General features: G+C 53.3%; 18 protein-coding genes and 3 pseudogenes. 13 read left to right on the top strand and 8 right to left on the bottom strand.

The features are described from left to right. Positions 1-19: 19 nt before the first annotated feature. The 4 genes and pseudogenes from pcaD to ACQ86O_RS15970 all read right to left on the bottom strand — a co-directional run bounded on the left by pcaD (position 20) and on the right by ACQ86O_RS15970 (position 3,356). Positions 20-775, bottom strand: a complete 756-nt coding sequence (gene pcaD, locus ACQ86O_RS15955) for a 3-oxoadipate enol-lactonase (RefSeq protein WP_431221925.1) — start codon at positions 773-775, stop codon at positions 20-22. Between the two features lies 1 nt (position 776). After that, a complete protein-coding gene (gene pcaF / locus ACQ86O_RS15960; protein ID WP_431221926.1) occupies positions 777-1,979 on the bottom strand; it encodes a 3-oxoadipyl-CoA thiolase in 1,203 nt (400 codons plus the stop codon). Further along, the gene (locus ACQ86O_RS15965) at positions 1,957-2,637 is read right to left on the bottom strand and encodes a 3-oxoacid CoA-transferase subunit B (RefSeq protein ID WP_431221927.1); all 681 of its coding nucleotides are present in this window, start codon (positions 2,635-2,637) and stop codon (positions 1,957-1,959) included. The genes pcaF and ACQ86O_RS15965 overlap by 23 nt, the downstream gene beginning before the upstream one ends. A 9-nt stretch (positions 2,638-2,646) precedes the next feature. Then, positions 2,647-3,356, bottom strand: a pseudogene (locus ACQ86O_RS15970) (3-oxoacid CoA-transferase subunit A). 218 nt (positions 3,357-3,574) lie between these two features. Between ACQ86O_RS15970 and ACQ86O_RS15975 the strand changes: the two are divergent. Further along, positions 3,575-4,408 (top strand): IclR family transcriptional regulator domain-containing protein, encoded by an 834-nt coding sequence (locus tag ACQ86O_RS15975; RefSeq protein ID WP_431221928.1) that lies wholly within the window; start codon positions 3,575-3,577, stop codon positions 4,406-4,408. A 10-nt stretch (positions 4,409-4,418) separates the two neighbouring features. Here the strand turns inward: ACQ86O_RS15975 and ACQ86O_RS15980 are convergent, their stop codons facing one another. Next, complete coding sequence (locus ACQ86O_RS15980; RefSeq protein WP_431221929.1) at positions 4,419-5,246, bottom strand: helix-turn-helix transcriptional regulator; 828 nt, start codon at positions 5,244-5,246, stop codon at positions 4,419-4,421. Positions 5,247-5,443: 197 nt separating this feature from the next. Here ACQ86O_RS15980 and ACQ86O_RS15985 point away from each other — a divergent pair, with 197 nt between their 5' ends. Together ACQ86O_RS15985 and kynA are read left to right on the top strand one after the other, a co-directional pair. Then, on the top strand, positions 5,444-6,211 hold the full coding sequence (locus tag ACQ86O_RS15985) for a phytanoyl-CoA dioxygenase family protein (RefSeq protein ID WP_431221930.1): 768 nt from the start codon (positions 5,444-5,446) through the stop codon (positions 6,209-6,211). A 157-nt stretch (positions 6,212-6,368) separates the two neighbouring features. Beyond that, the gene (gene kynA, locus ACQ86O_RS15990; protein WP_431221931.1) at positions 6,369-7,211 is read left to right on the top strand and encodes a tryptophan 2,3-dioxygenase; all 843 of its coding nucleotides are present in this window, start codon (positions 6,369-6,371) and stop codon (positions 7,209-7,211) included. 45 nt (positions 7,212-7,256) lie between these two features. Here kynA and ACQ86O_RS15995 read toward each other — a convergent pair whose 3' ends face one another. The 3 genes from ACQ86O_RS15995 to ydgT form a co-directional block, all read right to left on the bottom strand. Beyond that, positions 7,257-8,288 carry an NADP-dependent oxidoreductase gene (locus tag ACQ86O_RS15995; RefSeq protein ID WP_431221932.1) on the bottom strand — a complete coding sequence of 344 codons (1,032 nt, stop codon included), beginning with the start codon at positions 8,286-8,288 and terminating at the stop codon, positions 7,257-7,259. A 467-nt stretch (positions 8,289-8,755) separates the two neighbouring features. After that, positions 8,756-9,166, bottom strand: a complete 411-nt coding sequence (gene uspC, locus ACQ86O_RS16000) for a universal stress protein UspC (protein ID WP_431221933.1) — start codon at positions 9,164-9,166, stop codon at positions 8,756-8,758. Positions 9,167-9,318: 152 nt separating this feature from the next. Then, a complete protein-coding gene (gene ydgT / locus ACQ86O_RS16005; protein WP_431221934.1) occupies positions 9,319-9,534 on the bottom strand; it encodes a transcription modulator YdgT in 216 nt (71 codons plus the stop codon). A 1,408-nt stretch (positions 9,535-10,942) separates the two neighbouring features. Between ydgT and flhD the strand changes: the two genes are divergently transcribed. From flhD to ACQ86O_RS16055, 10 genes and pseudogenes are all read left to right on the top strand, one after another. After that, complete coding sequence (gene flhD, locus ACQ86O_RS16010; RefSeq protein ID WP_431221935.1) at positions 10,943-11,293, top strand: flagellar transcriptional regulator FlhD; 351 nt, start codon at positions 10,943-10,945, stop codon at positions 11,291-11,293. Positions 11,294-11,343: 50 nt separating this feature from the next. Beyond that, positions 11,344-11,876: pseudogene (gene flhC / locus ACQ86O_RS16015) on the top strand (flagellar transcriptional regulator FlhC). 147 nt (positions 11,877-12,023) lie between these two features. Further along, complete coding sequence (gene motA / locus ACQ86O_RS16020) at positions 12,024-12,914, top strand: flagellar motor stator protein MotA (protein ID WP_431221936.1); 891 nt, start codon at positions 12,024-12,026, stop codon at positions 12,912-12,914. Further along, positions 12,911-13,891 carry a flagellar motor protein MotB gene (gene motB / locus ACQ86O_RS16025; protein ID WP_431221937.1) on the top strand — a complete coding sequence of 327 codons (981 nt, stop codon included), beginning with the start codon at positions 12,911-12,913 and terminating at the stop codon, positions 13,889-13,891. Before motA ends, motB begins: the two co-directional genes overlap by 4 nt. 111 nt (positions 13,892-14,002) lie before the next feature. Next, positions 14,003-15,974 (top strand): annotated as a pseudogene (gene cheA / locus ACQ86O_RS16030) (chemotaxis protein CheA). 31 nt (positions 15,975-16,005) lie between these two features. Then, on the top strand, positions 16,006-16,506 hold the full coding sequence (gene cheW, locus ACQ86O_RS16035; RefSeq protein WP_431221938.1) for a chemotaxis protein CheW: 501 nt from the start codon (positions 16,006-16,008) through the stop codon (positions 16,504-16,506). Between the two features lie 218 nt (positions 16,507-16,724). Next, positions 16,725-18,389 carry a methyl-accepting chemotaxis protein gene (gene tsr, locus ACQ86O_RS16040; RefSeq protein ID WP_431221939.1) on the top strand — a complete coding sequence of 555 codons (1,665 nt, stop codon included), beginning with the start codon at positions 16,725-16,727 and terminating at the stop codon, positions 18,387-18,389. A 90-nt stretch (positions 18,390-18,479) separates the two neighbouring features. Further along, complete coding sequence (locus ACQ86O_RS16045) at positions 18,480-20,105, top strand: methyl-accepting chemotaxis protein (RefSeq protein ID WP_431221940.1); 1,626 nt, start codon at positions 18,480-18,482, stop codon at positions 20,103-20,105. Between the two features lie 28 nt (positions 20,106-20,133). Beyond that, positions 20,134-21,006 (top strand): protein-glutamate O-methyltransferase CheR, encoded by an 873-nt coding sequence (gene cheR, locus ACQ86O_RS16050; protein ID WP_431221941.1) that lies wholly within the window; start codon positions 20,134-20,136, stop codon positions 21,004-21,006. Then, a complete protein-coding gene (locus ACQ86O_RS16055) occupies positions 21,006-22,055 on the top strand; it encodes a protein-glutamate methylesterase/protein-glutamine glutaminase (RefSeq protein WP_431221942.1) in 1,050 nt (349 codons plus the stop codon). The genes cheR and ACQ86O_RS16055 overlap by 1 nt, the downstream gene beginning before the upstream one ends. Positions 22,056-22,174 lie beyond the last annotated feature (119 nt).

Raw genomic sequence — 22,174 nt, forward strand, 5'->3', positions numbered from 1 at the left:
GCCTGGGGTAATTCAATGTCTAAACGTCAAGAAAATCGACCACGCAGCGAGTAAACAATTCCGGGCAGGTAATATTGGAAATATGTGATGCGGGTAATACCGCCAGCCGGGCGTTGGGGGCACCGTTGAGCAGCGTCTGCGCATCTTCTACAGTGGTCACCGGGTCCAGTTCACCGGCGATCACCAACATCGGGACGCTCATTTGCGGGATTTCTGCGAGCAGATTGGCCTGTGCCAAAGCATCGCAACAGGCGGCGTAGCCTGCGGCGTCACTTTGGGCCAGTCGGGTGACCAGTTCACTGACCTGTTGTGGAAAGCGTTGTTGAAAATCCTCGCTGAACCAACGCGCTGCGGAGGCGGCGGCGATGGCGCCCAAGCCACTGCTGCGGGCCAGTTGGGCTCGTTGCTGCCAACCTTCCGTATTGCCGATACGGGCAGCGGTATTGGCGACCACCAGGCGCTTCAGGCGCTGTGGCTGGAAACGATTGAGCCACAGACCGGTCAACCCACCCATGGAGATACCGCAGAAGTGAGCCTGCTCAACATCCAGCGAATCGAGCAGTGCGATTACATCCCGGCCTAGAATCTCTAACGTAAGTGCGGTATCTGGCAACGGAGTATGGCCATGACCGCGTTGGTTATAGCGCAACACCCGGAAATGTCTGGTCATCTCCGCCATCTGCGGTTGCCACAGGTTGAACGTCGTCCCCAGGGAGTTGGAAAGCACCAGTAGTGGTGCATCTGCCGGGCCTTCCAGACGATAGTCAATATTCATCTCACACCCTCTCGATAATCAGGGCAATACCTTGCCCAACGCCGATGCACATGGTGCATAACCCATAACGGCCACCGGTTTTCTGCAACTGCCAGGCGGCGTTCATCACCAACCGACCACCAGAAGCACCGAGTGGGTGGCCAAGGGCGATGGCCCCGCCGTTCGGGTTTACCCGCGCAGCATCATCTGCCAGACCAAGTTCTCTTGTCACGGCCAGCGCCTGAGCGGCGAAGGCTTCATTGAGTTCAATGACATCCATTTGTGCCAGCGTCAACCCGGCTAGGTGCAACACCTTGCGCACGGCGTCTGCCGGACCGAATCCCATAATATTGGGGGTAATACCGGTTACCGCGCTGGCGACGATCCGCGCCATGGGCTGCAAGTTGTGACGTTGTATACCACGTTCGCCAGCCAGCAACAGGGCGCAGGCGCCATCGTTAAGCCCGGATGCGTTCCCGGCGGTTACGGTGCCTTGCGGATTGACTACCGGTTTCAGCTTCTCCAGCGCCTCGCGTGAAGTAGGGCGAGGGTGTTCATCTTGAACAAACAACCGGGGCTCGCCTTTTTTCTGTGCGATGCTTACCTCTATCAGTTGGTCAGCAAAAAAGCCACACTCCTGTGCTGCGGCGGTACGTTGTTGGCTGCGCAGTGCGAAGGCATCTTGATCCTGGCGGTTGATACCAAACTTCTCCGCCACGTTTTCGGCGGTTTGCGGCATGCTGTCCACGCCGTACAGGGCTTTCATTTGCGGGTTGATAAAGCGCCAACCCATGGTGGTGTCCTCAAGCTGCATGGAGCGGCTGAAGGCGCTTTCGGCTTTACCCATCACGAAGGGGGCGCGTGACATGCTTTCTACACCGCCAGCAATCATCAGCTCGCTTTCCCCGGTTTTGATGGCTCGAGCGGCCATCGCGATGGCATCCAGGCTTGATCCGCAAAGGCGATTAATGGTGCAACCGGGCACTGAGGCAGGTAGCCCTGCCAACAGCAGAGCCATGCGGGCTACGTTGCGGTTATCTTCGCCGGCCTGATTGGCGCATCCAAACAGCACATCGTCCACCGCTTGCCAATCCAACCCAGGGTGGCGTTGATGCAAGGCTTTCAGCGGTAGAGCGGCCAGATCGTCGGCGCGTATGCTGGCCAGGCTACCGTTAAGTTTGCCGAAAGGCGTGCGAACGGCATCACACAGATAGGCTGGATTCATGCTGTTTCTCTCCTGGCTGTAAAGCAAAGGTCAATGCAACTGGGGTGACATCCTGTAATTGTTGTGGCGATAGCCCGGCAAAGATTTCGCGTACTACCAGGCCTTGTGGTGTCACGTCCATTACGGCCAAGTCGCTATAGATACGATCAATGCAACCGACACCGGTCAGTGGATAGGTGCAATGTTTGACGATTTTGCATTCGCCTTTTTTGGTCAGGTGTTCGGTCATGACAAACACCTGCCGCGCACCAATCGCCAGGTCCATCGCGCCGCCGACGGCCGGTATGGCACCCGGTGCGCCAGTGCTCCAGTTGGCTAAATCGCCTTGTTCCGATACCTGGTAGGCTCCCAGCACACAGATATCCAGGTGCCCGCCACGCATCATGGCGAAGGAGTCACCATGATGGAAAAAGCAGCCGCCTTTGAGCAGGGTAACGGCCTGTTTACCGGCGTTGATCAGTTCAGGATCTTCTGCGCCAGCAGCCGGAGCCGGGCCCATGCCAAGGATGCCATTCTCACTGTGCAAGAAAATCTCTTTATCGGCCGGCAGGTAGTTGGCGATCTGGGTGGGAATGCCAATCCCCAAATTCACATAGGCACCTTCCGGGATATCGCGAGCGATACGTGCGGCCAGTTGCTGGTGGGTCAGTTTTGACATGACAGTTCCTTAAGCCGAAAGCGACTGATGGCTGACTGGTGAAGTAACGATGCGCTGCACGAAGATCCCTGGGGTGATCACCGTCTCGGGATCCAGCTCACCCAAAGTAACCTGATGATTCACTTCGGCAATGGTGCAGGTAGCCGCCATCGCCATAATTGGCCCGAAATTGCGCCCGGTTTTGTTGTACACCAGGTTGCCCCAGCGGTCGGCGCGTTCGGCCTTGATCAGTGCAAAATCGGCTTTTAACGGCAATTCAAAAACGTACTGGCGGCCTTCAATCTCACGGGTTTCTTTATCTTTCGCCAGCAAAGTTCCGTAGCCGGTTGGGGTATAAATGCCGCCAATTCCAGACCCCCTGCCTGAATACGTGCCGCCAGGTTACCCTGTGGAATGAGTTCGAGTTCCAGCTCGCCACGACGATACAAGTCGTCAAATACCCAGGAGTCTGACTGGCGAGGGAAGGAACAGACCACTTTGCGCACGCAACCGGCTTTCAGTAACGCGGCCAGGCCAAAATCGCCATTACCTGCGTTGTTGCTGATTAGCGTCAGATCGCGTGGGCGGTGGCGGATCAGCGCATCCAGCAGGGCATAAGGTTGGCCGGCAGGCCCAAAACCACCGACCATGATTGTTGCACCGTCCGGGATGTCGGCTACGGCAGCGTCTGTGGAACACCAGCTTTTATCGATCATTTCCTCTCCTGAGACACGGATCATTTTCACGTCATATTTATTAACCTGCCGTTAACTTAGAGGATGAAATTTTCACCGACAAGTGCGAATATCAGTTGTTTGTGCGATTATCGGATTGTTTGTTATTTTTGTGTTAATTTTGTGATGCAGGTAGCTAATTGGATATTTGCTCCAAAAGGCCACCCCAGGTTTGGCCGACGGCTATATAATCTTATGATAAATATCAATAAATGGAGGCTTTGATGCGCGAGATACCCGAGCTGGGCACCGAAGAGTTGCAGCGGTTGCAAGAAATCAGCGACCTGACCAATGATAAATATAAGGGTGATCCGAACTTTATGGCCTCGTTAGCCAGAGGGTTGGAGGTGCTGCAAGCGTTTAAACCCCAGTATTCACAGATGTCGGTGTCTGAAATCAGCCAGATTACCGCAATCCCGCGTGCGGCAGTGCGCCGCTGTCTTTACACCTTAAAGGCGTTGGGCTTTGTGCATTGCCCGGATGGCCGCCACTATCGGTTGTTGCCTCGCGTATTGACTATCGGCCATGCCTATCTGTCCTCTTCCGAGCTGGCAAGGGCGGCACAAAACTCGCTGGACTACCTCAGCAAGTTGTTGAATGAATCCTGCTCGGTAGCCACTCTGGATGGCGACAACATCCTGTATATCGCGCGAGCTTCGGTCAAACGCATCATGACCATCGATCTTGGGCGCGGCAGTCGTCTGCCAGCCTATGCCACCTCTATGGGGCTGGTGCTGCTGAGTGCACTGGATGAGGCCCAATTGGAAGATTATCTTTCACGCGTGGCGATTGAGCCATTGACCGAATTCACCGTCAGCAATGCCGATGCGTTGCGGGCAGAACTGGAACAGGTCCGCCGCCAAGGGTATGCGATTAACGATCAGCAACTGGAGGTCGGGCTGCGTTCTATTGCCGTGCCCATGCATTCGCGCAGAGGCGGAGTGGTAGCCGCCATGAATGTGGGCGTCAATGCTTCGCAAATCCCTGCGGCGCACCTGCGGGAACGGGTTTTGCCACAGTTGCAGCGCACTGCGATGGAGCTGGCATTACTGTTGTAGCGGATTGCACCTACAGGCTTCTGCAATGCAGACGATATTGCGAGGGCGAGCGATCGGTGTATTTTTTGAAAATCCGGCAGAAATAGTTACTGTCGACAAACCCGCAATTATGGGCGATTTCTTTGATTTTAAGGTCGTAGCCACGCAGCAGGTGTTTTGCCCGCTCCAGGCGTATGCCGGTGACATACTCATTGAAACCAACGGATCCAGACTTTTGAAACAGATGGGACAGGTAATTGGGAGTGATATGAAACCGTTTGGCCACGGCTTCGCGTGTCAGCGGCAGCCCGGCATTGTCGTCTAGATATTCCTGGATCGCCAACAGCAGTTCCCGGCTTTTGCTTACCGTGAGTCCTTTGCCGGTAAGTTGCTCCAGGCAGTGGCTGAGTAACCCGATAAAGACCGATTGCGAAGTCAATGGGGCGGGCTGAAGGGCGATTTCATTCATCGCCAGCAACAGGTAGGAACCTACCCTTGGCCCTCGGCGTGCAACATGTTGCTTTTGTATCTCACACAACCGCTGCCCATCCCATCGTTGCAGGCTGAAACCCAGTTTTTGCTTGCTGAATAAAATGCTCAGCGTAGTGGCTGGCTGAGTCCATTGTGGGAAACTCCATTTACCCGCAGGAACGTAGAGCACCTGATTCTGGCATAAGGTGTTATCCAGCAGCGGTAAACACCGATCTTCCAGCTCCCCATCAATCACTATCTCGAGGCGCGGAAAAGGAACACATAGCGCCAACGTCGGGGCAGAGAATATTGGCTCCGGGAATCTCACCTGTATTGCCTCCCGGCGAGCGATAAGCTGGGTGAGGATAGTCGCGAGGTCTTCTGACATGGCTTTTCCTGTTTCCCGGTGGTTAATGGCAGAGGGTTATGCGCAAACAGGGTGAATTTCTGGATTTATGACAGCAATCACACTTCTTGGCAGCGCGCAGTTATGTCCAGTAATTTGTAGTAATAGCATCATGTTTTCAGGTGGAGCGTCCAGTAAATTTGCCGGTGTGTTATTAAAAAGTTAATGAGGAGCTCATTATGCAACATCAGCCTGAAACTTACCTGGATGCTCTCGGGGCCAATATCGAACTAACGGCCAAAATGAAGGAAGAGCTGGATACGCTTGGTTACACCGTAGTGCCTGGCGTCGCAGACGCAGATTGGCTTGAGGCCATGCGCCAGCGTATTGATTGCCTGGTGGAACAGGAAGGGGACAACCTTGCCATTGAACATCACCAGGAAGCGACGGCTACCCGGATAGCCAATTTGGTCAATAAGGGCGTAGTCTGGGAAAAGGTGTGGTCCCATCCGCTGGTCCTTTCGGCATGTCGTTACGTTTTTGGTGGCGGATTCAAGGTCTCTAGCCTGAATGCCCGGGAAGCTCTGCACGGCGGCGGGCATCAACCCCTGCACGCCGATTGGAAAAAACCGCGCTCAGACTTCCCGAAAGTTCATCTGGTCAACGTGATATGGGCCATCGATGACTTAAGCGCAGATAATGGTGCGCCAAGGATTATCCCCAGTACGCATCTGCGGCCAGAACTGCCCGAGGAGGTCTTGGCCGATCCCGATCTGGCGCATCCCGATGAGATTGTCTTTGCCGCCCCGGCAGGGAGCGTCATGATCTACAACGCGCACGCCTGGCATGGCGGCACACAGAACAGGACTGGGTGCCGTCGGCGGGTACTGCACGCGTTGTATATTGATCGGGCAGATGTGGCCCAGCAGGATCAGCGCCGTTGGTTAAAACCGGAAACCGCCAGCCGCATCACCCCGGCACAAAAATGGTTGCTCGACATGCTATGAAAGTCTTTGATGCCAGATTTTCTGGCATAGGATCTGCGAGTCAGCTCTCGTTTATTGTTGCGCAAATGTTACCGGAATGGGCTATTGTTCTCTCTCGCTTAACCAACGAACTGCAGGCTTGACCCCCAATGGGGCGTGAGCGTCGCGGAGAGAGAAGATGAATCAACGGGAATTAGAAAGCGCCATTGTCACCGACTTTTCAAAACGGATGAGCTACGGCGATTACCTGTGTCTGGACCAGTTGCTGACTTGTCAGAACCCACTTTCCGAGCCTCAGCATCATGATGAAATGTTGTTTGTGATCCAGCATCAGACGTCAGAGTTGTGGATGAAGCTGATGCTGCATGAATTACAGGCCGCCAGGGTGCTGGTTCAGCAGGATAAGCTCAGCCACTGTTTCAAGATCCTGGCCAGGGTAAAGCAGATCCAGAGGTTGCTGTTTGAACAATGGGCGGTGCTGGAAACACTGACGCCGTCCGAATACGTGGAGTTTCGTGGCGTGTTGGGCAACTCCTCGGGCTTTCAGTCACATCAGTACCGCTCGATCGAGTTTTTATTGGGTAACAAGAATGCTGCCATGCTGGCGGTTTTCAGTGAGGATGCGCAAAAGCATGCTGCGTTGAAAGCCATTTTGGAAGCCCCAAGCCTGTACGATGAATTCCTGCTTTATCTTTCCCGTCATGGTTTGCCGATCCCGCAGGCCTGTATTGAACGTGACTGGACGCAACCTTATCAACGCAACCCCGATCTGCTGCCTGCCTTCAAACAGATTTACGATAATCCGCAAACTTATTGGGAAGCCTATGAAATGGCCGAGAAACTGGTGGATATCGAAGAAAGCTTCCATCTGTGGCGTTTCCGCCATATGAAAACCGTGGAGCGGATCATCGGTTTTAAAGCGGGAACCGGGGGTTCCAGTGGCGTCAGTTTCCTGAAAAAGGCGCTCGAATTGACCTTTTTCCCGGAGTTACTGGACGTACGTACCGAAATCGGTGCCTGACTGGCTGCCGCAGGTTCAGGGCGCGGAATGCGCCCTGATCGTGGGTTACTCTTCAGATACGCGAATAACCAGCTTGCCGAAGTTTTTCCCTTGCAGCAGACCGAAAAATGCCTCAGGGGCGTTTTCTAACCCGTCGACCACGTCCTCACGGAATTTGATCTTGCCCTGGCTGACCCATTCTCCCATCTGTTGTAAAAACTCCCCGAAGCTGGCCGCATAATCGTCAAAGATGATAAAGCCCTGCATCTTGATACGCTTGCGCAGGATCAGGCTTTGTAACATCGGTAACCGGTCTGGGCCATCAGGTAATTCGGTGGCGTTGTAATGGGCGATCATCCCGCACACCGGGATGCGTGCTTTGGTGTTCAACAGCGGGATCACCGCATCGAACACCGCGCCACCCACGTTTTCATAATAGATATCGATGCCTTGCGGGCAGGCAGCAGCCAACTGTGCGGCAAAATCGGCGGAACGATGATCGATACAGTCGTCAAAGCCCAGTTCATCCACCACATAGCGGCATTTTTCGCTACCGCCAGCGATTCCCACCACGCGGCAACCTTTCAGTTTGGCAATCTGACCTACCACGGAACCAACGGCACCGCTGGCTGCTGCAACTACCAGGGTTTCCCCTGACTTGGGCTGGCCAATATCCAACAGGCCCATATAGGCGGTGAAGCCTGGCATACCCAGCACGCCAAGCAGACGGGAGGGGTGTTCCAGTTTAGCGCCCAGATTTCGCAGCCCAGAGCCATCCGACAAGGCATAATCCTGCCAGCCGTCGTAGCCTAAAACCCAGTCACCGGGTTTAAAATCAGGGTGCAGTGAAGATTGAACTCTAGATACCGTGCCACCCACCATCACTTGCCCGATCTGTACCGGTGGGGCGTAGGAGGGGGCATCGCTCATGCGGCCACGCATATAGGGATCTAGCGAGAGATAAACGGTTCGTAACAAAAGCTGTCCGGTGGCGGGTTGGGGGAGGGGCGTGGTTTCCAGGCGAAAGTTCTCCGCTTTGGGCTCCCCATGTGGGCGTGAAGCTAACACAAAGCGGCGGCTATATTGCTGTTGAGGCATCAGTTTCTCCTTGGCGACAAACTTGATTTGCGAGCGGTTGTCCCTTGAGGTTTAGGACTCTTCCTAGTCTAGCTAATGGGATAAAAAGGGAAATAGCGTTATGTGCTCACGCAGATAATGTCCTTATAAGGTCATAGCTTGTTGAAAAATATTGCTGATAGCAGATAAGGTGTGCCACCGACAAATAACTTTTATTGTTTAGAAAAATAAGGAGTTATCTGTTTTGCTATAAACAATAGATTCCAGTGATGATTAATAGCCGTGCAGATGAAAGAAAGCCGATGTCTTCGGTTCAAATTATTAGCTTTGGTGATGAAAGCTATTGGTGTCGATCAAAACATCAGCGATAGGATTATTCTTGCAAGAAGGTTCTGGTGTCGCTATGTGCTCGTTTTGTCGAACATAATTTATTGAAAAAACTAAGTGCTGAGGGCGCTAAGAGATCGTCGAATGTGATGCTCAACGGCTTACAGCGGAACGATAAGTACATCAATGCAACTGGTATTAATAAAGCGGGCTGCGGAACAGGCCACTTTGTTCATCATGTTATTGCTATGGTTGCCGCAAATCACCAGGTCAAAGGGTTGGCTCTGGTTGGCATAGGTGAGGCAGTCACCCAATTCCCCATAGATGATCCTGGTCGCGGCGATGGGGTAGTCGGCTCGCAGGCTAAGCTCTTCCATGAACAACAGGGTTTCTTCTTCCATCAAGGCGCGCAAATCGCCCAGCATTGTGCCGGCGAAGGTTTCCGCGTTGGCAATCATACTGACGAGAGTTATCTGACCATTGTACGGACGTACGATGGAAACGGCTTTTTGTACCAACAGATGGCTATCTGCTGCAACAGCCACCGCAACCAGCACATTGTGGTAAGCCATGCTCTACTCCTATTGCCGATTTATTTGCTAAAAGGGTAGAACTTTGCCTGCGGAATAAATGTGTTTTATGTCACGCGCAACAGTAAATCTTAGGTGCAGTAGGACATTTCGCCATAAAAGATAAAAAAGATGCGCGCGTAAAAGCGAGGGTTTTAAAAAACTTGTGCCCATAGAGATTTTGGCACTTTACCTAAATCGAACAGTTTGCCTGAGACCAATTCTGCGCGGCGGTGATCGGCTGCGCGGTACATGTTGCTCAATTCATTAGGATCCGTCAGTGAGTAATTAAGCTTGTCATAAACTCTTTCCACACTGTCTAAACTGGAACATTTGCGGAATGTCATCAGATAATCGATGGTGCTCGTCATGGTTGAAATGTAGCCTGTTAACAGTTCTAAGTTTGAAAGAAAAACATCACATGCTGGCGGAGTTAAGCGTGGGCATGGACGCGCCGTTAGATAAAAACAGAAAGAAAGTGAACATTAGGAATCACGTTGCGCCGGAATAAATCTGATGGGATCAAAAGCGGCGCATGAATGATAATATGTGGCGCGCATCTCGGCAATATTTCCCCACGTATAAAGTACTATTTAGGGTTAATCTTATCAGTCCATGCTCTTGAGGAAGAGGTTATTGCGTAGCAAGAAGTGATTTCCCGGCAAGCGATGATTTTTTCCTCTTGATTGGCGAGAATCGAAGGTAAAAGATAGCGTATTACCTGCTCGCGCAAAGTTAATGAAGCGCTGTTTGATAGCTAAGTGAACCAGATGTTCAAAAATTTTGCAGAAGATGTCTAGAACTTGAACAAAGGAACAGGCGGCCACGTGAACGCAGTGGATAATAAATTCTGCTCACTCAGGTTTGATTTTTGTTAATTGATATGAGTAATAGGAAATTGAATCTATTAATAGGAAGGGGGCTTGAATAATAATATATGAGGTCAGCAAAATTAAAGATCCCTTTTTCACGGCCGATAGATATTTTAACGATTATTTTTTTGAGAATTATCTCATCAGACAGTATCGACCCCTAAATTTTGAAACATATAGTTACGATTTTTTACTTGTTGTGGGGTAAGCTTGTCCCTTCCCTCACTGAATATTGACCTGTAGAAAATTGAAACAGCAGGATTCGCTCTGCTTAAGTTAAATCCTAAACCTCAGGGGGTGGGGGGTTAGCCGTATTGACGTATTGAAAAATGCTGGTTTTGTGAGATTTTCAGATTATAAATCTGCAGGGTGCGGGCTATAGCGGATTTTTGTTCTGGTATTTGGCTTTGGTTAAGCCATTGTTCGAACTGATCTCATAATCGGTGTTTTTCAGCAGATAAACATTGTTTTTAAGACCTTTTTTTACTTTTGTTTGTTTTTTAAACTTCTCGTTGGTTAAAAAAAGTACTGAAAATAGAGCATTTTGCGTGATTATTTTTAATTATTGCGACTTGTGTCACACTTTTTTTAAAAGGTTCGGACACTTCCGTTGTGTGGGCTAAGGGATCGGGGGTAGAGTTGCCGTGCGATTAGGATTAATCTTATTATTATTGTAAAAATAGTTTCATGGAGAAAACACACTCAGAATCAGGGTGCTGTATATTCATACATGTTAGTTTACACCCGTATCAAAATGCTTAGTAGCAACCCAAATTGAGTATAGCCACGAGGTTACGGCTGTTGGCATTCAGGATTCGTTTGTCAATTTTAGGCGTTAAACCAAGTCACGGGCGATAACTTTATCACCCAGCGTATGTTTTTAAAGATAGTCTGTCAGGATGGGAATATGGGCACGTCTGAATTACTTAAACATATTTATGACATTAACTTGTCATATTTGCTTCTAGCACAGCGTCTGATTAACGATGAAAAAGCGTCCGCAATGTTTCGTCTGGGTATTGATGACACCATGGCGGATACTTTGTCACAACTTACATTGCCGCAAATGGTCAAATTGGCAGAAACCAACCAATTGGTCTGCCATTTCCGTTTTGAAGATCACAATACTATCGAGCGCCTGACCAAAGAATCTCGTGTGGACGATTTACAACAAATTCACACCGGTATTTTGTTATCAAGTCATTTGCTGCAACAACTATCGAGTAAAGACAGCAGCGTGACCAAGAAAAGAGCCTGATGATGAGTGAGAAAAGTATTGTTCAGGAAGCGAAAGATATTCAACTCGCTATGGAGTTGATCACGCTAGGTGCACGTTTGCAGATGTTGGAAAGTGAAACGCAGCTTAGCCGGGGCCGTCTGATAAAGCTCTACAAGGAATTACGTGGCAGTCCACCCCCAAGGGGATGTTACCGTTCTCTACCGATTGGTTTATGACTTGGGAACAGAACATACATTCTTCGATGTTTTACAATGCTTACAGTTTCTTGTTGAATTGCGGCCAATGCCACGGGGTGGAAGCCGTGGTTAAAGCCTATCGATTATACCTTGAGCAATGCCCCCAGCAGCCAGGCGAACCGCCACTATTAGCCCTGACCCGAGCCTGGACACTGGTGCGTTTTGTCGACAGCGGCATGTTGCAACTCTCGGCCTGCAGTTGCTGTGGCGGAACCTTTATCACCCACGCCCATCAACCGCTCAACAGCTTTGTTTGCAGTTTATGCCATCCTCCTTCCCGCGCAGTAAAAAAACGTAAACTTTCGCCGAATCTGGCCGATATTATTCCACAACTGCTGGACGAGCAGGTTAAACGCGCGGTCTGAGCCTGCGTTGCAGGCTCCTGAAACAACCGACTGGTGAAATGCAAGGCCCCGGAATTGCGGGTGCTTTCGGTGCAGCCCAAGCTGTACCTGTGCTCTTCATTCGCGCTTACCCACCTTCCATCCACATTGTGAATTTAAGGAATACGTGTGCTAGTTATTTTGGGTTATCTCGTGGTATTGGGTGCGGTTTTTGGCGGCTATATGATTGTCGGGGGGCACCTTGGTGCGCTCTATCAGCCGGCAGAATTCCTGATCATCGGTGGGGCCGGTGTTGGTGCATTTATTGTCGGCAATAACGGTAAAGCGATCAAATCCACATTACGCGCCCTTCCCAAACTGATGCGCCGCTCAAAATACAGCAAAGATCTGTATATGGACTTGATGGCATTACTGTATCGCTTACTGGCTAAATCCCGCCAACAGGGCATGTTATCACTCGAGTTTGATATCGATAATCCGCAGGAAAGCGAAATTTTCTCTAATTATCCGCGCATTCTTGCCGATAACCATTTGGTGGAATTTATTACCGACTATTTACGGTTAATGGTGAGCGGCAACATGAACGCATTTGAAATTGAAGCGTTGATGGATGAAGAGATCGAAACTTTCGAGCAGGAGAGCGAAGTGCCTGCGGGCAGCTTGGCTATGGTCGGTGATTCGTTGCCTGCTTTCGGGATTGTCGCCGCTGTGATGGGGGTAGTGCATGCGTTGGCTTCGGCTGACCGACCGGCCGCAGAACTGGGGGCTTTGATTGCCAATGCGATGGTGGGAACCTTCCTCGGTATTCTGCTGGCCTATGGGTTTATCTCCCCGTTGGCCACTTTATTACGCCAGAAGAGTGCTGAAACCACCAAGATGATGCAGTGCATCAAAGTCACCTTGCTGTCGAGCCTGAACGGATATGCACCGCAGATTGCGGTCGAGTTTGGCCGCAAAACTCTCTACACCACAGAACGTCCTTCCTTCGTTGAACTGGAAGAGCATGTGCGCAAGGTTAAGGCCCCGGCCCAGCAGGCAGCGGAAGAACAAGACGCATGAAGCAGAATCACCCGGTTGTTCTGGTCAGAAAACGCAAGGCCCATCATGCCGCTCATCACGGCGGCTCCTGGAAAATTGCTTACGCCGATTTTATGACGGCGATGATGGCGTTTTTTCTGGTGATGTGGCTGCTGGCGATTGCCAGCCCGCAAGAACTGACACAGATTGCCGAATATTTTCGTACTCCGTTGAAAGTGGCGCTGACCAGTGGCGACAAGAGCAGTTCTGAGAGTAGCCCGATCCCCGGCGGTGGGGACGATCCCACTCAGCAGGACGGTTTGGTTAAAAAACAGGTGGATTCACCGGAAAAGCGCGCGGAAGAACTGCGCTTGAACAAGCTGCGCGAGAAGCTCGATGAATTGATTGAGTCGGACCCGCGCCTGAAGGCTCTACGCCCGCATCTGCTGATCAACATGATGGATGAGGGATTGCGCATTCAGATTATCGACAGCCAGAATCGGCCCATGTTCAAGACCGGCAGTGCGCAGGTGGAAAGCTATATGCGCGATATTCTGCGTGCCATCGCCCCCATTCTGAATGACTTACCAAACAAAATCAGCCTGGCGGGGCATACCGACGATCTGCCGTACGCCACCGGCGAGCGCTATTACAGCAACTGGGAGCTTTCTGCCGACCGTGCCAACGCATCCCGCCGTGAACTGATTGGCGGTGGGCTGGCGGAAGGGAAGGTGTTGCGCGTGGTGGGCATGGCTTCAACCATGAGCCTGAAACAGCACGGCGCTGATGATGCGATTAACCGGCGCATCACCATCCTGGTACTGAATAAGGCAACCCAGCAGGACATCGAGCATGAAAATGCCGAGAGCAACGCAACGGAAATCGGCCAGGCGGACAGCTTCAAGTCTTTGACGCCACAGGTAACGGCACCCGCAGAGGTGGCACCTGAACTTACGGCGCCGGCAACCGACGAACCGTTGGTCCCGGAGGCGGTATTACCGGCCGAGGAAAAAACCTGAGCCGCCTGCCGCTCCTGAGCCGGCCAACATAACCGGGCCGACAACGACTTTGCCGGCGGCTCCTTCCGCTACACCAACGACAAACAGCGACTCACAGTAGAGGTGACCCCCGTGAGCATGGACATTAGCGCTTTTTATCAGACCTTTTTTGATGAGGCCGACGAGCTGCTGGCCGATATGGAACAACATCTGCTGGAGCTGGATCCATTGGCCCCGGATATTGAGCCCTTGAATGCGATATTTCGCGCTGCCCACTCGATCAAGGGGGAGCTGCTACCTTCGGCTTCACCGTTTTGCAGGAAACGACTCACCTGCTGGAGAATTTGCTGGACGGTGCCCGGCGTCAGGAAATGAGCCTGAGCACCGAGATTATCAACCTGTTTCTGGAAACCAAAGACATTATGCAGGAGCAACTGGACGCTTATAAAACGTCGCAACAACCTGATGCCGAGAGCTTTGAATATATTTGTCAGGCCCTGCGGCAACTGGCTTTGGAAGCACAACAGCAGGATACCTCAGATGCCGCACCGGCAGGGGAAACGCCTGTGATGGTGCCTGCCACCGCTCCGGCGGCGATCGAAGGCGGAATGCGTATCAGCCTGAGTGGTCTGAAGCCGAACGAAGTGCCACTGATGCTGGAGGAACTCGGTAACCTGGGGGAAGTAAAAAACCCGCAGCAAACCGAGAACAGCCTGGAAGTCACCTTGCTGACTTCGGCCAGCGAAGACGATATCAGCGCGGTGCTGTGCTTTGTTTTGGAACCGGAGCAGATTGCGTTTTCAACGCCGCCGCAGGCGGTGGTGAAGAACGATACGCCTGAGCCAGTGGCACCCCCTGCCCAACCGGTTGTGGCTTTGCCAACGGCGGAAGCCCCCAAGGCACGGGCCAAAACCAGCGAATCTACCAGCATTCGCGTGGCGGTTGAAAAGGTGGATCAACTGATCAACCTGGTAGGGGAACTGGTGATCACGCAGTCAATGCTGGCCCAGCGTTCCGGCACGCTGGATCCGGTCGAACATGGCGATCTGCTGAACAGCATGAGCCAGTTGGAGCGTAATGCCCGCGATCTGCAGGAGTCGGTGATGTCGATCCGCATGATGCCGATGGAATATGTCTTCAGCCGCTTCCCTCGTCTGGTTCGCGATCTGGCCAGTAAATTGGATAAGCAGGTGGAATTGACGCTGCGGGGCAGCTCAACCGAACTGGATAAAAGCCTGATTGAACGCATTATCGATCCACTGACGCACCTGGTACGTAACAGCCTCGACCACGGCATTGAAGAACCCGCCGCACGCCTGGAGGCAGGTAAGCCTGAAGTGGGTAATCTGATCCTGTCGGCGGAACATCAGGGCGGCAATATCTGCATTGAAGTTACCGATGACGGTGCTGGTCTCAATCGCCAGAAGATCCTCGCCAAAGCCGCTTCGCAAGGCATGGCAGTGAGCGACAGCATGAGCGATGAAGATGTCGGCATGTTGATCTTCGCACCGGGTTTCTCCACTGCAGAACAGGTGACTGACGTTTCCGGTCGTGGGGTAGGCATGGACGTGGTGAAGAGAAATATTCAGGAAATGGGCGGCCATGTTGAAATCCATTTTCAGGCCGGGAAGGGCACCTCGATCCGCATCCTCTTACCTTTGACGCTGGCGATCCTCGACGGCATGTCGGTCAAGGTGAACGAAGAAGTCTTTATTCTGCCACTCAATGCGGTGATGGAGTCATTACAACCGCAGGCGGAGGATTTACATCCATTGGCCGGGGGGAACGCGTGCTGCAAGTGCGCGGTGAATATCTGCCACTGGTCGAGCTGTACCGGGTATTTGAAGTCGACGGGGCGAAAACCGAAGCCACCCAAGGCATTGTGGTGATCCTGCAAAGTGCTGGCCGCCGCTACGCGTTGCTGGTGGACCAACTGATCGGCCAGCATCAGGTGGTGGTGAAGAATCTCGAAAGCAATTACCGCAAAGTGCCTGGTATTTCCGCCGCCACCATTCTAGGGGACGGCAGCGTGGCGCTGATTGTGGATGTTTCGGCGCTGCAAACGCTGAACCGTGAAAAGCGTCTGACGGACGTAGCCGCATAATTATTAACCGACTGATTTAAAGGTGATCCACATGGCAGGACTTGCAACCGTCAGCAAACTGGCTGGCGAAACGGTAGGTCAGGAGTTCCTGATTTTTACCTTGGGTAACGAAGAGTACGGCATTGATATTCTCAAGGTTCAGGAGATCCGCGGTTACGATCAGGTGACTCGTATCGCCAATACCCCGGCGTTTATCAAAGGGGTGACCAACCTGCGCGGCGTGATTGTGCCAATTATCGATCTGCGAGTGAAGTTTGCACAGCAGGACGTCTCTTACGATGAAAATACCGTGGTGATCGTGCTGAACTTTGGCCAACGCGTGGTGGGGATCGTGGTGGACGGTGTGTCCGACGTGCTGTCGTTGACGACCGAACAGATCCGCCCGGCACCGGAGTTTGCGGTTACGTTGGCTACCGAATATCTCACCGGTCTGGGCTCGTTGGGCGAACGCATGCTGATCCTGGTGGATATCGAAAAACTGTTGAGTAGCGAAGAGATGTCATTGGTCGATAATGTCGCGAAAAGCGCCTGATCGTCGTTAGCCGTTGGCGCTGTCTCCCCTCACCCTGACCCTCTCCCCGCCGGAGAGGGGATGGATGAGGACGCTATTTGAGAACTCAAAGCGCGCCCCCTGACACACTACTGAAAAATAGTTACTCATTTCCCATAAAGTTCTTTTCGGCCAAGCCGATAACTCTTCCAGTTAACGTACACAGCGCTTGTCTGTGCGGGCTTCCAAGAAGGGTAAACATGTTTAATCGTATGAAGGTGGTCACCAGCCTGTTGCTGGTGCTGGTGTTATTCGGTGCCTTGCAGTTGGTATCCGGCGGGTTGTTTTTCTCGTCACTGAAAGAGAATAAAGAAAATTTTACCGTATTACAGACTATCCGACAGCAACAGTCCGAACTGAATGAAAGCTGGGTTAACCTGCTGCAAACCCGTAATACCCTTAATCGTGCCGGGATCCGCTACATGATGGATGCCAACAAAATCGGCAGCGGTGCCAGCGTTAACGATCTGCTGACCTCGGCGAGAAGTGCGCTGAGCCTGGCAGAGCAGCATTACGCCGCCTATGAAAAAATCCCTCTGGACGCTCGCCAGGATGCCGCAGCTGCGGAGAAGCTAAAACAGAATTACACCATTTTGCATGACGCAATGGCAGAACTGATCCAACTGCTGGGTAGCGGCAAGATTAACGAATTTTTCGACCAGCCAACCCAGAGTTATCAGGATGGGTTTGAGCAGGTTTATAACAGCTACTTACTGCAAAACGACAAACTCTATCAGAGCGCGGTAGAAGGCGGTAACAACTCCTTCAGCTTCGCCTTATGGACGCTGGGCGTCGTGCTGTTGGTGGTATTGGCAGTGATCGTGCTGGTGTGGCTTGGCATTCACCAGATCCTGGTTCGCCCGCTCAATCGCATGATTGAACATATCAAACAGATTGCCGCCGGCGATCTGACCCAACAGATCGAAGTCAAAAGCCGTAATGAAATGGGCGTGCTGGCGGCCAGCCTCAGGCATATGCAAAGTGAATTGATTGAAACCGTCAGCGGTGTACGCCAGGGGGCGGACGCTATTTATAGCGGCGCTTCCGAAATTGCCGCCGGTAATAACGATCTCTCTTCCCGTACCGAACAGCAGGCTGCCTCGCTGGAAGAAACTGCCGCCAGCATGGAACAGTTGACCGCCACGGTGAAACAGAACGCCGAAAACGCCCGCCAGGCCAGCCAACTGGCGCTTAGCGCCTCTGAAACTGCGCAGAAAGGCGGCAAAGTGGTGGCCAACGTAGTGCAGACCATGCATGACATTGCCGGCAGCTCACAGAAAATTGCCGATATCACCAGTGTGATCGACGGCATTGCCTTCCAGACCAATATTCTGGCGCTGAATGCGGCGGTAGAAGCGGCACGAGCCGGTGAGCAGGGCCGTGGTTTTGCCGTAGTGGCCGGTGAAGTGCGCAATCTGGCCAGCCGCAGCGCCCAGGCGGCCAAAGAGATCAAAGGCCTGATTGAAGACTCCGTCAGCCGCGTCGACATGGGGTCGGTGCTGGTAGAAAGCGCCGGTGAAACCATGGGCGATATCGTTAATGCGGTGACCCGCGTTACCGACATCATGGGGGAAATTGCCTCGGCCTCTGACGAACAGAGCCGTGGGATCGATCAGGTTGGCCAGGCGGTGGCCGAAATGGATCGTGTTACCCAGCAGAATGCCTCGTTGGTTGAGGAGTCTGCCACTGCGGCGGCGGCTCTGGAAGAGCAGGCCAGCAGGTTGACCCAATCCGTCGCGGTATTCCGACTGAAAGCGGAAGGCCAGGGCGAATTCAAAGCACCCGTCAGTAAAGTTGTCACCCCAGTAATTAATCATAAGAAAATGAACGCCAGCGATCTGCAAGAGAACTGGGAAACGTTCTGACCGGCATTGGGCCACGGCGCTTTCACGGGTTGTCGTGGCCCCTTTTTCCGTCGTAAGCCGTGTTAACCCTTGGCTACCTGGAGGTTCACAGTGTTTAACCGAATCCGTATCTCTACCAGTCTGTTTCTGTTACTACTGACTTTTTGCGTAATGCAATTGGTCAGTACCGGCTTGTCGTATACCGCTTCCCGCTCTGATAACCACAACCTCAATCTGATTACCCTGGGCAGCCAGCAACGTGATGCATTAAGCCTGAGCTGGGTTTCTCTGCTGCAGGCACGCAACACCCTGAACCGGGCTGGCACCCGTGCGGCGCTTAACGTTCCGCAAGCGCAGGTCGATGCCTTGATGGGCAACGCCCGCAGCTCTCTGCAGAAAGCCGATCTCTATTTTAACCAGTTCCTGGCTGTGGCGCGCACCAGCGAGCAGGAGCAACGGTTGACGGAAACCACCCAAGCCAGCTATGAGCGGCTGCGCAGTTCACTGCGTGAACTGATCGTGTTCCTCGAGGGCGGCAACCTGCAGGGCTTTATGGACCAGCCGACGCAAAAAACGCAGGACCTGTTCGAAGCTGACTTTGTTCAGTATCTGCAATTGGTCAATGAAAGCATCACCCAGGCCAATACGGCCAACCAACGGTCCTTCACCTTGGCGGGCTGGCTGGTGATTGGGGCGGTACTGATGCTGATCGCTGTCACCGGCAGCGCCATGTGGTGGCTACGCAATATGCTGGTTCAGCCGCTGAATATCATGCGCAGCCATTTCGACCGTATCGCCGATGGCAATCTGGCCACGCCGATCCACGTATTTGGCCGCAATGAAATCAGCCAGCTGTTTGGCAGTTTGCAACGCATGCAGGTCGCGTTGATTGGCACCGTGGGGGCCGTGCGTGACGGGGCCGAATCCATCCTGATCGGGCTGCAGGAGATATCGGAAGGTAATAACGATCTCTCTTCACGCACCGAACAGCAGGCCGCTTCGTTAGAAGAGAGTGCCGCCAGCATGGAACAACTGACCGCAACGGTGAAACAGAACGCCGACAATGCGCGCCAGGCCTCAAAGCTGGCGCTCGAAGCCTCGGCCACGGCTGCCAAAGGTGGCGAAATGGCGGGGGATGTGGTGACTACCATGCAAGAGATTGCCAATAGCTCGCAGAAAATCGGGGCTATTACCAGCGTGATTGACGGCATTGCCTTCCAGACCAACATCCTGGCGCTGAACGCCGCAGTAGAAGCGGCGCGGGCCGGTGAGCAAGGCCGGGGTTTTGCCGTGGTGGCCGGGGAAGTGCGTAATCTGGCCAGCCGCAGCGCGCAGGCGGCCAAAGAGATCAAAGTGCTGATTGATGAATCGGTCAGCCGGGTGAAGCAGGGATCGGTGCTGGTAGAAAACTCGGGTGCCACCATGCAGGACATCGTGCGCTCGGTTACGCGAGTCACCGACATCATGGGCGAAATTGCCTCGGCCTCCGATGAGCAAAGCCGTGGTATTGAGCAGGTCACTCAAGCGGTGACGCAGATGGATCAGGTCACACAGCAAAACGCAGCCCTGGTTGAGGAAGCCGCCTCTGCGGCTGCGGCCTTGGAAGATCAGGCCATTACGCTGGCGGATGCGGTTTCGGTATTCCGTCTGGCGGATGACAACATCACATTATCAGCAAACCCCAATCATGGAGTTTCAGCTATGGGAAAGGAAGCAACAGATTGCCAAACCGTATAAGACGTATCAACCGCTCGGGTGAGAGGGGATGAGAAACACACCTTCGTCCGAGAACCGGGAGCCTGCGTCTTTACTGGCGCAGATGGTGCAACGATTGCCTTTGTCTGACGTGCATTTCCGGCGGATCAGTCAGTTGATTTACCAGCGCGCTGGCATCGTACTGGCAGAGCACAAACGCGAGATGGTCTACAACCGTCTGGTGCGCCGCCTGCGCCTGCTTGGGTTGCATGATTTTGGCGGTTATCTGGCGCTGCTGGAAAGCGATCCCAACAGCGCCGAATGGCAGGCCTTTGTCAATGCGCTGACCACAAACCTGACGGCCTTTTTCCGTGAGGCGCACCACTTTCCGATCCTGGCGGAACATGCGCGCTCGCGGCCAAACGGCTACTGCGTGTGGAGCACTGCGGCTTCAACTGGCGAAGAGCCTTACTCCATCGCCATTACTCTGAACGAAGCGTTAGGGCATCGGGCGACAGGTGTGCAGGTGTGGGCCAGCGATATTGATACCCAGGTGCTGGAAAAGGCAGCGGCGGGGGTGTATCGCCAGGAAGATCTGCGCACTCTCACCCCCACACAAATGCAGCGTTACTTTCTGCGCGGCACCGGGCCACACCAGGGGTTGGTGCGGGTTCGGCCAGAGTTGGCGGCACAGGTACAGTTCCAGTCGCTTAACCTGCTGGCGCCTGAATGGGCGCTACCGGGGCCATTTGATGCGATATTTTGCCGCAACGTCATGATCTATTTCGATAAGGCAACACAGGAGCGTATTTTGCGGCGCTTCGTGCCGTTGCTAAAACCTGGAGGGCTGATGTTTGCCGGGCACTCCGAGAATTTCAGCCAGATCAGTCGGGATTTCTACTTGCGTGGGCAGACCGTGTATGGCCTGACCAAGGAGAGGTAATGAATAAAATCAGAGTATTAAGCGTAGACGACTCGGCCCTGATGCGGCAGTTGATGACCGAAATTGTAAACAGCCATCCCGATATGGAGATGGTGGCGACCGCGCCGGATCCGCTGGTGGCGCGCGATCTGATCAAAAAGTTCAACCCGCAGGTGCTGACGCTTGACGTCGAAATGCCACGCATGGATGGGCTGGATTTTCTGGAAAAACTGATGCGCCTGCGGCCAATGCCGGTGGTGATGGTGTCATCGCTCACCGGTAAAGGTTCAGAGATTACCCTGCGTGCGCTGGAACTGGGGGCCGTGGATTTTGTAACCAAACCGCAGTTGGGCATCCGTGAAGGCATGCTGGCCTACAGCGAACTGATCGCCGAAAAGATCCGCACGGCGGCCAAAGCGCGTCTGCCGCAGCGTTCGACGGCCCCGGCTCCGGAGATCCTCAGCCATACGCCGTTACTGAGCAGTGAAAAGCTGATCGCGATTGGCGCATCTACCGGCGGTACCGAAGCGATCCGTCAGGTATTGCAGCCATTACCTGCCACCAGCCCGGCGTTATTGATCACCCAGCATATGCCACCGGGTTTTACCCGTTCGTTTGCCGAGCGGTTAAACAAGCTGTGCCAGATCACGGTGAAAGAGGCCGAAGACGGTGAGCGTGTGCTGCCAGGCCATGCCTATATCGCGCCTGGAGATCGCCATCTGGAGCTGGCGCGCAGCGGCGCCAACTATCAGGTGCGCTTGCATGACGGGCCACCGGTCAACCGCCACCGCCCTTCGGTGGATGTGCTGTTCCGATCGGTAGCTCAGTTTGCCGGGCGCAATGCGGTGGGGGTGATCCTCACCGGCATGGGCAACGACGGGGCGGCGGGAATGCTGGAAATGCACCGCGCCGGAGCCTATACCCTGGCGCAAAACGAGGCCAGTTGCGTGGTATTCGGCATGCCACGTGAGGCTATCGCTACCGGCGGGGTGAATGAAGTGGTGGAGTTGGATCGAATGAGCCAACGCATGTTAGCGCAGATTGCAGGCGGTCAGGCGCTACGCATCTAAATACTCGTCGTCTTTCAAGCTACAACTTGAAATCCATAGAGTATTGGTAGTGATGACCCGACCGCTGTTGTTTCAATTAACTTATACCCGATAGCTTGCAAGACGACGGATATAAGCGG

Origin of the sequence: Serratia sp. L9, from assembly GCF_050632285.1 — a bacterium.
Lineage (GTDB): Bacteria > Pseudomonadota > Gammaproteobacteria > Enterobacterales > Enterobacteriaceae > Chania.

Bases quoted from the DNA above. Each gene is read 5' to 3' on its own strand.
- kynA (WP_431221931.1), top strand. From the start codon at position 6,369: ATGAATCAACGGGAATTAGAAAGCGCCATTGTCACCGACTTTTCAAAA.
- ACQ86O_RS15995 (WP_431221932.1), bottom strand. From the start codon at position 8,288: ATGCCTCAACAGCAATATAGCCGCCGCTTTGTGTTAGCTTCACGCCCA.
- uspC (WP_431221933.1), bottom strand. From the start codon at position 9,166: ATGGCTTACCACAATGTGCTGGTTGCGGTGGCTGTTGCAGCAGATAGC.
- ydgT (WP_431221934.1), bottom strand. From the start codon at position 9,534: ATGACGAGCACCATCGATTATCTGATGACATTCCGCAAATGTTCCAGT.
- tsr (WP_431221939.1), top strand. From the start codon at position 16,725: ATGTTTAATCGTATGAAGGTGGTCACCAGCCTGTTGCTGGTGCTGGTG.
- flhD (WP_431221935.1), top strand. From the start codon at position 10,943: ATGGGCACGTCTGAATTACTTAAACATATTTATGACATTAACTTGTCA.
- ACQ86O_RS16055 (WP_431221942.1), top strand. From the start codon at position 21,006: ATGAATAAAATCAGAGTATTAAGCGTAGACGACTCGGCCCTGATGCGG.
- pcaD (WP_431221925.1), bottom strand. From the start codon at position 775: ATGAATATTGACTATCGTCTGGAAGGCCCGGCAGATGCACCACTACTG.
- ACQ86O_RS15985 (WP_431221930.1), top strand. From the start codon at position 5,444: ATGCAACATCAGCCTGAAACTTACCTGGATGCTCTCGGGGCCAATATC.
- cheR (WP_431221941.1), top strand. From the start codon at position 20,134: ATGAGAAACACACCTTCGTCCGAGAACCGGGAGCCTGCGTCTTTACTG.
- cheW (WP_431221938.1), top strand. From the start codon at position 16,006: ATGGCAGGACTTGCAACCGTCAGCAAACTGGCTGGCGAAACGGTAGGT.
- pcaF (WP_431221926.1), bottom strand. From the start codon at position 1,979: ATGAATCCAGCCTATCTGTGTGATGCCGTTCGCACGCCTTTCGGCAAA.
- ACQ86O_RS15965 (WP_431221927.1), bottom strand. From the start codon at position 2,637: ATGTCAAAACTGACCCACCAGCAACTGGCCGCACGTATCGCTCGCGAT.
- ACQ86O_RS15975 (WP_431221928.1), top strand. From the start codon at position 3,575: ATGCGCGAGATACCCGAGCTGGGCACCGAAGAGTTGCAGCGGTTGCAA.
- motB (WP_431221937.1), top strand. From the start codon at position 12,911: ATGAAGCAGAATCACCCGGTTGTTCTGGTCAGAAAACGCAAGGCCCAT.
- ACQ86O_RS15980 (WP_431221929.1), bottom strand. From the start codon at position 5,246: ATGTCAGAAGACCTCGCGACTATCCTCACCCAGCTTATCGCTCGCCGG.